The 11,461-nt window shown below is 56.0% G+C and carries 10 protein-coding genes; 4 read left to right on the top strand and 6 right to left on the bottom strand.

Annotated features, from left to right (window positions below; all coding sequences use genetic code 11):
• Position 1 precedes the first annotated feature (1 nt).
• Complete coding sequence (arnB, locus tag GYRE_RS05970; protein WP_038253786.1) at positions 2 to 1,141, bottom strand: UDP-4-amino-4-deoxy-L-arabinose aminotransferase; 1,140 nt, start codon at positions 1,139 to 1,141, stop codon at positions 2 to 4.
• Positions 1,142 to 1,499: 358 nt separating this feature from the next.
• Here arnB and GYRE_RS05965 point away from each other — a divergent pair, with 358 nt between their 5' ends.
• Entirely contained in the window at positions 1,500 to 1,832 is a 333-nt protein-coding gene (locus tag GYRE_RS05965; RefSeq protein WP_006817634.1) for a hypothetical protein, read from the top strand.
• Between the two features lie 66 nt (positions 1,833 to 1,898).
• Here the strand turns inward: GYRE_RS05965 and GYRE_RS05960 are convergent, their stop codons facing one another.
• A complete protein-coding gene (locus GYRE_RS05960) occupies positions 1,899 to 2,360 on the bottom strand; it encodes a hypothetical protein (protein ID WP_006817635.1) in 462 nt (153 codons plus the stop codon).
• 317 nt (positions 2,361 to 2,677) lie between these two features.
• On the bottom strand, positions 2,678 to 3,862 hold the full coding sequence (locus GYRE_RS05955; protein WP_072009049.1) for a BaiN/RdsA family NAD(P)/FAD-dependent oxidoreductase: 1,185 nt from the start codon (positions 3,860 to 3,862) through the stop codon (positions 2,678 to 2,680).
• 229 nt (positions 3,863 to 4,091) lie between these two features.
• Between GYRE_RS05955 and pitA the strand changes: the two genes are divergently transcribed.
• The gene (pitA, locus tag GYRE_RS05950) at positions 4,092 to 5,591 is read left to right on the top strand and encodes an inorganic phosphate transporter PitA (RefSeq protein ID WP_006817638.1); all 1,500 of its coding nucleotides are present in this window, start codon (positions 4,092 to 4,094) and stop codon (positions 5,589 to 5,591) included.
• 48 nt (positions 5,592 to 5,639) lie between these two features.
• Here the strand turns inward: pitA and uspB are convergent, their stop codons facing one another.
• Positions 5,640 to 5,975, bottom strand: coding sequence for a universal stress protein UspB (uspB, locus tag GYRE_RS05945; RefSeq protein ID WP_038253780.1), 336 nt, complete (start codon positions 5,973 to 5,975; stop codon positions 5,640 to 5,642).
• Between the two features lie 319 nt (positions 5,976 to 6,294).
• Between uspB and uspA the strand changes: the two genes are divergently transcribed.
• Both uspA and dtpB read left to right on the top strand, forming a co-directional pair.
• Positions 6,295 to 6,732, top strand: coding sequence for a universal stress protein UspA (gene uspA / locus GYRE_RS05940; protein ID WP_003861223.1), 438 nt, complete (start codon positions 6,295 to 6,297; stop codon positions 6,730 to 6,732).
• 255 nt (positions 6,733 to 6,987) lie between these two features.
• Complete coding sequence (dtpB, locus tag GYRE_RS05935) at positions 6,988 to 8,460, top strand: dipeptide/tripeptide permease DtpB (RefSeq protein WP_038253776.1); 1,473 nt, start codon at positions 6,988 to 6,990, stop codon at positions 8,458 to 8,460.
• Positions 8,461 to 8,521: 61 nt separating this feature from the next.
• On the opposite strand, the gene rsmJ is transcribed toward dtpB, so the two are convergent.
• Complete coding sequence (gene rsmJ, locus GYRE_RS05930; protein WP_038253774.1) at positions 8,522 to 9,277, bottom strand: 16S rRNA (guanine(1516)-N(2))-methyltransferase RsmJ; 756 nt, start codon at positions 9,275 to 9,277, stop codon at positions 8,522 to 8,524.
• 7 nt (positions 9,278 to 9,284) lie between these two features.
• Positions 9,285 to 11,327: an oligopeptidase A gene (gene prlC / locus GYRE_RS05925; RefSeq protein ID WP_038253772.1), complete on the bottom strand. Its 2,043-nt coding sequence runs from the start codon at positions 11,325 to 11,327 to the stop codon at positions 9,285 to 9,287.
• Between the last annotated feature and the right edge of the window lie 134 nt (positions 11,328 to 11,461).

The raw sequence follows: 11,461 nt of genomic DNA, 5'->3' as shown, positions 1-11,461 counted from the left end.
ATCAATGCCCTGCAAGCTGATGGAGTGCGGCAATGACGCGGGTTGAGTCGTCATGAGTCATGTCCGGGAATAAAGGTAAAGAACAAATACGGGCGCTATTCCATTCGGTATTCGGTAAAGAAAGATCCGGGAAACGTTCGCGGTAATACTTTTGCGTGTGAGCGGCGCGGAAGTGCAGACCGGTGCCAATGCCCTGGGCTTTCAGTTGCTCCATTAAGGCATCGCGGGTCAGGCCACAGCGGGTCTCATCCACGCGGATAATAAACAGATGCCAGGCGTGGACATGCGACCACTCGGGGACCGCCAGCGGCTGGAACGGCGTATCGGCCAGTTCGGTCAGGTAACGCTGAGCAATGTCGTGGCGGCGCTGATTGGCCTGTTTCAGTTTGTCTAACTGCACCAGCGCCAGCGCGGCGTTGATATCCGCCAGGTTGTATTTAAAGCCCGGAGAAATCACCTCCGCCTGCGGCGCACGACCGTGAGTCTGACGGTCATAGGCGTCGACACCCAGGCCGTGGAACTTCAGGCTACGAATGCGGTTCGCCAGTTTTTCATCGTCGGTGACGATAAGGCCACCTTCGGCGCAGGTCATATTCTTGATAGCGTGGAAGGAGAAAATCGCCGTGCCCTGCCAGCCGACGTGACGACCTTTATAATAGGTGCCTGCCGCATGAGCCGCATCTTCAATCATCGGAATGCCATGACGCTCGGCGACCGCACGAATACCGTCGATATCCGCCGGAGCGCCCGCGTAGTGAACCGGGATAATCGCTTTAGTGCGCGGGGTGATGGCAGCCTCGATGGCTTCTGGTGTGACCATCAGATTGTCGCGGTCAACGTCGATCATCACCGGGGTAGCCCCCAGCAGGACAATCATATTGAGCGTTGATACCCAGGTCTGGGAAGGGGTGATCACCTCATCGCCAGGACCGATATCCAGCGCCATCAGGGTGACATGCATCCCGCCCGTTGCGGAACTCACCGCGATAGCATGACGGTTACCCGTCAGTGTGCAAAATGCCTCTTCCAGCGCCTGATTTTTCGGCCCGGTGGTAATCCAACCGGACTGCAGCACTTCTTTCAGCGCGGCAAATTCCGCGTCACCCATTGAGGGACGCGAGAACGGCAAAAAGTCACTCATCATTATTCCTTACCTGTTAAGAATCTGAGCGTTTCCGGTTTGACTAAACAGACCATCCTGCGCCTGGCGAGTTAAACAAAATAAAAATGAAATCAATGTAATCGCACGAATTGCTACATTACATCAAACAATTTTAGAAAAATATCAGCGTAAGGTTAGGACAAGATTAAGAAAAGTGTGCGCCGGGGTATAAAAAATTAGTAATTCTTTATATTCAATTAGTTAAACATTGACCAACATTAAGAAAAGCGCAGATTCTGCCAGGGAAGACCGCAAAATTTTGGCATCAACGGCCTAATACCGGGCCGAATTCTGCTGGCAAAATCCCCGTGAACGTTCTCACCACAAAGGATCTGTTATGAAATTGATGAAAACCACGCTGGTACTCACCGCTCTGATGTTCTCCGCCTCCGGGATGGCTATCGATAAATCCGGGACTGGTGCCATTGTCGGTGCTACCGTAGGTGCTATGACCGGGAAGAGCGTGAAATCTACGGTGGGTGGCGCGGTAGTTGGCGGTGGCGCAGGCGCCATGATGAAAAGCGGTGATACCGGCAAAGCCGCGCGTAAAGCGGGCGCAGTCGGTGCCGTCGTCGGTGCCGGAGCCGCCGCGATGACCGGCAACAGCGTACTGAAAGGTGCCGCAGTCGGTGCAGGCACCGGCGGCCTGGTGGGCCAGGCGACGCACTAAGGCTACACACCCCCTCTCCCTTGAGGGAGAGGGCTGGGGTGAGGGGGAGCCTGCGGTCCCGCAGTATCAGTGAATCAGGTCGTCAATCAGCACCCGCCCCTGCGCGGTATGCAGCCAGCGTGGTGCATTGAGCTTCTCGGCATAAAAAACCACCAGACTGCACAATAATCCTTCCAGCACTCTCGCCATTTCCGGCGGTAATACCTGGCTCACCAACAGCCGGGTTAATGACTGGCAATACGCACCAAGTTCATCGCTTTCCGGCGCAAACGCAGGTAAACGGGCAGGTAAATCATCTGCCGTGAGCTGCGCCACCAGATGCGGGGGCACCGGCTCATTAAGCGTGGGCTGCAACAGCGCAAGGCAGGCGGAAAGCCGCCCGTACAGCGCCAGTTTTTCAGCAGGGTCATCGCACTCCACCAGCGTAGACGCGAAACGTTCGCAGCAGTCTGCCAGCTCGGTGAAATCGGTGCGGTAAGAAAAGGGCGCGGTCAATAAGGTGTGATCAAAGGTTGGGGTTGTCGCCATGATGGCAGCCTCCTGTAAGCAGTGTTAATTTCTGCCACCGGAGAGGTCAATCTCGCGGGTGGCAGAACCAGACGAGGTTGACCTTACCGGCGTTACAGGAAACCGGCGCGTCTTACGACGCCCCCGCCCGGCCTGCCATAGAGGTGTGACCGTGCGCACGACATAGTACCCCATGTCGCCTGTAACTATACCAGGAGGTCAATCCCGACGCCTGATTTTGCAGGCGTGGCAAGAAGATACGGCGATTCATGAGGAGCAACAAGAGGCGGCAAACCACTTTCCCGGAATCCGCCTCGCAAAAATGACATTAACTTTTATTACAGTGCCTGCGCGCACGCCCAGGCGGAAGCCCAGGCCCACTGGAAGTTATAACCCCCCAGCCAGCCGGTGACGTCCATCACTTCGCCGATGAAGTACAGGCCCGGTACCTTCTTCGCTTCCATCGTCCGGGAAGAGAGTTCATGAGTGTCGACACCGCCTAAGGTGACCTCGGCGGTGCGATAGCCTTCGGTACCGTTCGGCTGCACGCGCCAGGCGGCCAGCGTTTCTACCAGCTGCTGCTGGTCGCGCAGATTGAGCTGTTTCAGCGTCACGTCCGGGATCTGCCCGAGCTGCTGCAGGCACTCCACCAGCCGTTTCGGCAGCTGCATCGCCAGCGTATTTTTCAGGCTTTGATTCGGGTGCGCGGCGCGCTGCTCGTTGAGGAATTCATCAAGACTGCATTCCGGCAGCAGGTTGATGCTGACAAACTCACCGGACTGCCAGTAGCTGGAAATTTGCAGCACCGCCGGACCGGACAGCCCACGGTGGGTAAAGAGCAGATTTTCGCGGAACACCGTACCGTCTTCGGCGGTAATAACCGATGGCACCGACACGCCGGAGAGCACCTGCAGCTGCTCGAGGAGCGGTTTATGCAGGGTGAAGGGTACGAGGCCCGCGCGCGTTGGCAGCACCTTCAGGCCGAACTGCTCCGCCACCTTATAACCGAACGGCGATGCACCAAGCCCCGGCATCGACAGACCGCCGCTGGCAATCACCAGCGACGTTGCCGCCACCGTTTCGCCATTCAGCTGCAGCGTAAAGCCCTCGTCGTCGCGCTCAACGCTCAGGATCTCGGTGCGCAGGCGGGTGGTCACGTTGCCTTTCTCACACTCAGAGACCAGCATCGCCACAATCTGTTCGGCGGAATCATCGCAAAACAGCTGGCCGAGGGTCTTCTCATGCCATGCGATACCGTATTTGCCCACCAGGTCGATAAAGTCCCACTGGGTGTAGCGCGCCAGCGCCGATTTACAAAAATGGGGATTCTGGCTGAGATATGCCGCCGGTTCGACGTACATATTGGTGAAGTTGCAGCGACCGCCGCCAGACATCAAAATCTTGCGGCCTGGCTTCTTACCATTATCCAGCAACAGCACGCGGCGACCGGCCTGCCCGGCCTGTGCTGCGCAAAACATCCCCGCCGCTCCGGCGCCTACGACAATGGCATCAAACCTTTCCACACAACAATCCTCACGTTTTGAATGTCGGGAATTGTAAAGATTATGCGCTGGTCGCACCAGCGTAAAAACTCGCATTAACAAGTAGTATATTGAAATTTATAGGATAATTCCTGGAGGGCATTTTCCGAAACTGAAAGGAAATCAAAAAAAGTCTATATTTCACTTTGCCCATGCCGCTAATGTCCCTGATAATGCGGCGCGTTCATGTCCCCAAGATGGCGTAACGTCTATGCTACATTTGTTTGCTGGCCTGGATCTTCATACCGGGCTTTTACTGTTGCTTGCACTGGGTTTTGTATTGTTCTACGAAGCCATTAACGGCTTCCACGACACCGCAAACGCAGTGGCGACGGTGATTTATACTCGCGCAATGCGATCGCAGGTTGCGGTTGCGATGGCTGCGATTTTTAACTTCTTTGGTGTACTGCTGGGTGGATTAAGCGTGGCTTATGCGATTGTGCATATGCTGCCGACCGATCTCCTGTTGAACATGGGCTCTGCTCATGGTCTGGCCATGGTGTTCTCCATGCTGCTGGCGGCGATTATCTGGAACCTCGGAACCTGGTATTTCGGCCTGCCGGCGTCAAGCTCCCACACGCTTATCGGCGCTATCATCGGTATTGGTTTAACCAACGCGATGATGACCGGTACCTCCGTGGTGGATGCGCTGAACATTCCAAAAGTCATCAATATCTTCGGCTCCCTGATTTTATCTCCGATTGTCGGCCTGGTGTTTGCAGGTGGACTGATCTTCCTGCTGCGTCGCTACTGGAACGGTACGAAAAAACGTGCTCGTATCCACCTGACGCCTGCAGAACGTGAGAAGAAAGACGGAAAGAAAAAGCCGCCATTCTGGACCCGGATTGCTCTGATCCTGTCGGCTATCGGCGTGGCATTCTCCCACGGCGCAAACGACGGTCAGAAAGGCATTGGCCTGGTGATGCTGGTATTGATTGGTGTCGCTCCGGCAGGGTTCGTGGTTAACATGAACGCTTCCGGCTACGAAATCACCCGTACCCGTGACGCGGTCAATAACGTCGAACAGTACTTCGAACAGCGCCCGGAGCTTTTGAAAAAAGCTATCGGTGGTGTTGATCAGCTGCTCCCAACGCCAGAAGCTGGCGCGACGCAACCGGCTGAGTTCCACTGCCACCCGGCGAATACCATCAACGCGCTGAACCGCGCGAAAGGTATGCTGGCGAATATCGAAAGCTACGACAAGCTCTCCGTTGAGCAGCGCGGTCAGCTGCGCCGCATCATGCTGTGCATCTCCGATACCACCGATAAAGTGGCGAAGCTGCCGGAAGTGAGCTCTGACGATCAGCGTCTGCTGAAGAAGCTGAAAACCGATATGCTGAACACCATCGAGTACGCACCGGTCTGGATTATCATGGCGGTGGCGTTAGCGCTGGGTATTGGTACGATGATCGGCTGGCGCCGCGTCGCGACCACTATCGGTGAGAAGATTGGTAAGAAAGGCATGACCTACGCTCAGGGCATGTCTGCTCAGATGACGGCTGCGGTGTCTATCGGTCTTGCCAGCTATACCGGGATGCCGGTATCCACCACTCACGTCCTCTCCTCCTCCGTGGCGGGGACGATGATCGTCGACGGTGGCGGTCTGCAGCGTAAAACGGTGACCAACATTCTGATGGCGTGGGTGTTCACCCTGCCGGCCTCGATTATTCTGTCGGGCGGTCTGTACTGGATTGCGTTGAAGATTATCTAAGCGAAGAAATGAAGAAAAGGCGGGCCAGGAAACTGACCCGCCTTTTTTTTAGTGCCATATCACTAACCCCAGCAGACTCACCACTACCAGGCCACACAGCGCGCTGGTCAAAATGAACTGGCGGCGTAAACGCTCGCAGCGGCGAATAAATTCATCATCATGATGATCGCGATAACGCTGGGCATAGATGTACCACACCAGACGCATCTGCTTGCTGGGCTGTCCATGGGAGGTAAAAAAGCCCCCACCATCCACATACTGATAGAGCAAAGGGTCGCAACCACGCAGAACCACTAACAGCGCGCGTAAAGACGAAAAATATCGCGCCATATTCACTACACACACAATACACAGGGCCCAAAACAGCGCAACAGTGCTGATCATACATCCTCCCCGGCGACCTACCCGGAGCACGCGCTCCAGGACTATCGCACCCAATACCCAACTCAGTTCAGTGCAAAAAAATGACAAAAGCCGATCGGTATCACAATTTTTCCGCCGTTCGCCTCATTTAATAGTGTAGGAGATCCGTTAAATTTTTTGCCACAAGGTTAATCGTTATCAATACAGAGAACGGAAAAATTTGTTTCACTTAAGGGTGAAGAAATCGTGAACAGGTCACATTGACGTAACTTGTTGGTCGTTTTAAGGTTGGGTAACAACTACACTTGGTCATTAACAAACTTAAGGAAGGAGTAACACTATGGCTTACAAACATATTCTTATCGCGGTAGACCTGTCACCGGAAAGCAAGGTGCTGGTTGATAAAGCCGTTTCGATGGCTCGTCCCTATAATGCGAAAGTGTCCCTGATTCATGTAGATGTTAATTACTCCGATCTCTACACTGGCCTGATTGACGTTAATCTTGGCGACATGCAGAAACGCATTTCTGAAGAAACTCACCACGCGCTGAGCGAACTGTCTACCAACGCCGGTTATCCGATTACGGAAACCCTGAGCGGTAGCGGCGATCTCGGCCAGGTGCTGGTTGATGCCATTAAGAAATACGACATGGATCTGGTGGTATGTGGTCACCATCAGGACTTCTGGAGCAAGCTGATGTCTTCCGCGCGCCAGCTCATCAACACCGTCCACGTTGACATGCTGATCGTTCCGCTGCGTGACGAAGAAGACGAGTAACGCTCGTACTCCTTCCAGCACACCAGACGCCCGCTTATGCGGGCGTTTTTCTTTTCTGAATCCCACAATAATTTATACAATCTTTTGATGAACAAAAGATTAGTAGTGTGATCCGCCGATTGTTTCCTTTTCAGCCAATCGAATACCCTACGCTCGCGATATATAACAGCATTGTGTTTCAATGTGCATAAACTTCGCGAATTTTTATTCGCACGTACATACTTTTTTTGGGTTGGTTAATAAGGACGATAGAACATGAACAAAGCTCCCTCCATGGGATTAATGCAGCAGCCACGTCCGTTCTTTATGATCTTCTTTGTCGAGCTATGGGAACGGTTTGGCTACTACGGCGTACAAGGGATCCTGGCGGTCTTCTTCGTTAAGCAATTAGGCTTTTCGCAGGAGCAGGCATTTATCACCTTCGGCGCCTTCGCCGCACTGGTGTATGGCCTCATCTCTATCGGTGGCTACGTGGGTGACCACCTGCTGGGCACCAAACGCACGCTGGTGCTTGGGGCTATCGTGCTCGCCATCGGTTATTTCATGACCGGTATGTCGCTGATGAAGCCTGACCTGATTTTTATCGCTCTCGGTACTATCGCGGTCGGTAATGGGCTGTTCAAGGCCAACCCGGCGAGCCTGCTCTCCAAATGTTATCCGCCGAAGGACGCCCGTCTCGACGGCGCCTTCACCCTGTTCTACATGTCTATCAACATCGGCTCGCTGCTGTCGCTGTCGCTGGCACCGGTGATTGCCGATAAGTATGGCTATACGGTGACCTACAACCTGTGCGGCGCCGGGCTGATTGTCGCGCTGCTGGTGTACTTCGCCTGCCGTGGGATGGTGAAAGAGATTGGCTCCGAACCGGACCACCAGCCGCTGAAAATGAAAAACCTGCTGCTGGTGCTGGTCGGTACGGTCGTGATGGTGTATGTCTGCGCCTGGCTGATGCACAACGTCAAAGTCGCCAACATGGTGCTGATATTCCTCTCCATCGTGGTGACGATTTTCTTCTTCCGTGAAGCGTTCCGCCTCGACAAAACCGGCCGCAACAAGATGATCGTCGCCTTCATTCTGATGATTGAAGCGGTGCTGTTTTACATCCTGTATGCGCAGATGCCAACGTCGCTGAACTTCTTTGCGATTAACAACGTACACCATGAGATCCTCGGCTTTGCCATCAACCCGGTGAGCTTCCAGGCGCTGAACCCGTTCTGGGTGGTGGTCGCGAGCCCGGTGCTTGCCGCTATCTACACCCGCCTCGGGAGCCGTGGCAAAGACCTGACCATGCCGATGAAATTCACCCTCGGCATGTTCCTCTGCTCGCTCGGCTTCCTCACCGCCGCCGCGGCTGGCCTGTGGTTTGCCGATCCGCAGGGGTTAACCTCACCGTGGTTTATCGTGCTGGTGTATCTGTTCCAGAGCCTGGGTGAGCTGCTGATTAGCGCCCTGGGGCTGGCGATGGTCGCCGCCCTGGTACCGCAACGTCTGATGGGCTTTATTCTGGGGATGTGGTTCCTGACGCAGGCCGCCGCCTTCCTGCTGGGGGGCTATGTTGCGACCTTTACCGCCGTGCCGGAGAACATTACCGATCCGCTGCAGACGCTGCCAATCTATACCAACGTGTTCAGTAAAATTGGTCTGGTGACGCTGGCGGTGACCGTGGTGATGGCCATCCTGGTGCCGTGGCTGAACAAGATGATTAATACGCCGTCAGAACAGGCGTAAGCGTAGTCAGTACCCTCTTCCCGACGGGGAGAGGGTTGAGTTAATGTGAAGGGCGACGGGGTCAGTCCGCGCCGCTCCCCGCATAAATATCAAACCGGTGGCCTTTGGTGGTCACCGCATTGGTTGTTGCCACGTCCGCCAGCGGCGGCGCATAGTCAGGACGTTTTACCACCACCCGTTTGATGGCCAACTGCCGTGCCGGCGCCAGCAGACCATCGGCGTCGAGATCCGGCCCCACCAGCGACTGAAACACCCGCATCTCTTTTTTCACCAGCGCGCTTTTCTGTTTATGCGGGAACATCGGGTCGAGATACACCACCTGCGGGCGCGGGTTAATATCGGTCAGCGCCGTCAGGCTGGAGGCGTGGATCAGCTGCAGGCGCTCCTGCAGCCAGCCGCCAATCTCCGGATCGGCGTAGCCGCGCGCCAGGCCATCGTCGAGCAGCGCCGCCACCACCGGGTTACGCTCCAGCATCCGCACGCGGCACCCGACGGACGCCAGCACGAACGCATCGCGCCCGAGGCCTGCGGTAGCATCCACCACCTCCGGCAGGTAATCACCTTTCACGCCCACCGCTTTCGCGACCGCTTCGCCTCGCCCACCGCCAAACTTGCGCCGGTGCGCCATCGCGCCGCCAACAAAATCGACGTAAATACCACCGAGCTTAGGCTCGTCAAGCTTGCGTAGTTCGAGATGTTCGGACGTTAACACCAGCGCCATCAGGTTATCGGCATCGTGTTCCAGACCCCAACGGGCCGCAAGAACAGATAAGGCGCCGTCTCCGGCGCCTGTTTCATCAATTAAGCAGATCTTCACGTCACGCTTAACCTTTGATGCCGTAATGCTCAAGCATCGCGTCGAGCTGCGGTTCGCGGCCACGGAAGCGTTTGAACAGCGTCATCGGCTCTTCAGAGCCGCCGCGTGACAGGATGTTGTCGAGGAACGACAGGCCGGTTTCGCGGTTGAAGATGCCCTCTTCTTCGAAGCGGGAGAACGCATCCGCCGCCAGCACGTCGGCCCACAGATAGCTGTAGTAGCCCGCGGCGTAGCCACCGGCAAAGATGTGACTGAAGGCATGTGGGAAACGGCCCCACGACGGCCCCGGCACCACGGCAACCTGTTTCTTGATTTCGGCCAGCGTCTCGAGGATTTTCGCCCCCTGCTGCGGGTTGAATTCGGCATGCAGACGGAAGTCGAACAGACCAAACTCCAGCTGGCGCAGGATGAACAGCGCCGCCTGGTAGTTTTTCGCCGCCAGCATTTTATCCAGCAGCTCTTTCGGCAGCGGCTCGCCGGTTTCGAAGTGGCCGGAGATAAACGCCAGCGCTTCCGGCTCCCAGCACCAGTTTTCCATAAACTGGCTCGGCAGTTCGACCGCATCCCACGGCACTCCGCTGATGCCGGAAACCCCGGCGGTATCGATGCGGGTCAGCATGTGGTGCAGACCGTGGCCGAACTCATGGAACAGGGTGATCACTTCGTCGTGAGTAAACAGCGCCGGTTTGCCGTTCACCGGGCGGTTGAAGTTACAGGTCAGGTAGGCCACCGGTTTTTGCAGCGTGCCGTTGGCTTTACGCATCTGGCCCACGCAGTCGTCCATCCACGCCCCGCCGCGTTTGTGTTCACGCGCGTACAGGTCAAGGTAGAAACTACCGCGCAGCTCGTTGCTTTCGTCATACAGCTCGAAGAAGCGCACTTCCGGATGCCATACGTCAACGTCGGTACGCTCTTTGGCGGTGATGCCGTAAATGCGTTTCACCACTTCAAACAGGCCGTTAACCGCTTTGTTTTCCGGGAAGTACGGACGCAGCTGCTCGTCGCTGATGCTGTACAGATGCTGTTTCTGTTTTTCGCTGTAGTAAGCGATATCCCACGGCTGCAGGTCATCAACGCCGAACTCCGCTTTCGCGTAGGCGCGCAGCTGAGCCAGCTCTTTTTCTCCCTGCGGACGGGCGCGTTTCGCCAGATCGGTCAGGAAGTCGAGCACCTGCTGTGGATTCTCGGCCATCTTGGTGGCGAGAGATTTAAAGGCGTAGCTTTCAAAGCCCAGCAGCTGAGCCAGCTCATGGCGCAGGGCGAGAATTTCTTCCATCACCGGGCTGTTGTCCCACTTGCCCGCGTTCGGCCCCTGGTCAGAGGCGCGGGTGCTGTAGGCGCGATACATCTCTTCGCGAAGCGCCTGGTTGTCGCAGTAGGTCATCACCGGCAGGTAGCTTGGGATATCCAGCGTCAGCAGATAACCTTCCTGCTCTTTGGCTTCCGCCTGCGCCTTAGCGGCCGCCAGCGCGCTTTCCGGCATCCCGGCCAGTTCGCTTTCATCGGTAATCAGCTTGTTCCAGCCCATGGTGGCATCAAGCACGTTGTTGCTGTACTGGTTGCCAAGCTCTGACAAGCGGGCAGCGATTTCGCCGTAGCGCTTCTGCTTCTCTTTCGGCAGACCGATGCCGGACAGCTCAAAGTCGCGCAGTGCGTTATCCACCGCTTTTTTCTTCGCGGTATCCAGTGCGGCATAGTGTTCGCCATCGCGCAGGTCGCGATACGCGTTGTACAGCCCTTCGTGCTGGCCTACCCAGGTGCTGTACTCAGAGAGCAGCGGCAGGGTTTGTTCATAGGCTTCACGCAGCTCAGGACTGTTTTTCACCGAGTTAAGGTGGCTCACCGGCGAGAAAATACGGCTGAGACGATCGTCAGTTTCCGCCAGCGGCTGGCACAGATTATCCCAGGTGTACGGTGCGCCGTGCGCAACCACGCCTTCAACCGCTGCACGGCAATCTTCCAGCGCTTTGGTCACCGCAGGAACGACATACTCAGGCAGAATGCGGGAAAACGGCGGCAAAGCGAAAGGCGTCAATAAAGGGTTGGTCATAAGCGCTGTCCTGTAAAATGTAGAAATGAAGCGCGCGATCCCGCGCTTTGCAGATACGTTCTGGTATGGGGTTAAGTGTAGAGGATTTCAATGTCGGGCAAAGCCTTTTCGCGGCCAGCGCGACTTTTCGGTAT

The organism is Yokenella regensburgei ATCC 49455 (assembly GCF_000735455.1).
Classification (GTDB): Bacteria; Pseudomonadota; Gammaproteobacteria; order Enterobacterales; family Enterobacteriaceae; genus Yokenella; species Yokenella regensburgei.
This window is presented reverse-complemented; position numbering and strand designations above follow the sequence as displayed.

Coding starts and splice junctions, on each gene's coding strand:
- uspA (WP_003861223.1), top strand. CDS start 6,295: ATGGCTTACAAACATATTCTTATCGCGGTAGACCTGTCACCGGAAAGC.
- prlC (WP_038253772.1), bottom strand. CDS start 11,327: ATGACCAACCCTTTATTGACGCCTTTCGCTTTGCCGCCGTTTTCCCGC.
- pitA (WP_006817638.1), top strand. CDS start 4,092: ATGCTACATTTGTTTGCTGGCCTGGATCTTCATACCGGGCTTTTACTG.
- uspB (WP_038253780.1), bottom strand. CDS start 5,975: ATGATCAGCACTGTTGCGCTGTTTTGGGCCCTGTGTATTGTGTGTGTA.
- arnB (WP_038253786.1), bottom strand. CDS start 1,141: ATGAGTGACTTTTTGCCGTTCTCGCGTCCCTCAATGGGTGACGCGGAA.
- dtpB (WP_038253776.1), top strand. CDS start 6,988: ATGAACAAAGCTCCCTCCATGGGATTAATGCAGCAGCCACGTCCGTTC.
- GYRE_RS05965 (WP_006817634.1), top strand. CDS start 1,500: ATGAAATTGATGAAAACCACGCTGGTACTCACCGCTCTGATGTTCTCC.
- GYRE_RS05960 (WP_006817635.1), bottom strand. CDS start 2,360: ATGGCGACAACCCCAACCTTTGATCACACCTTATTGACCGCGCCCTTT.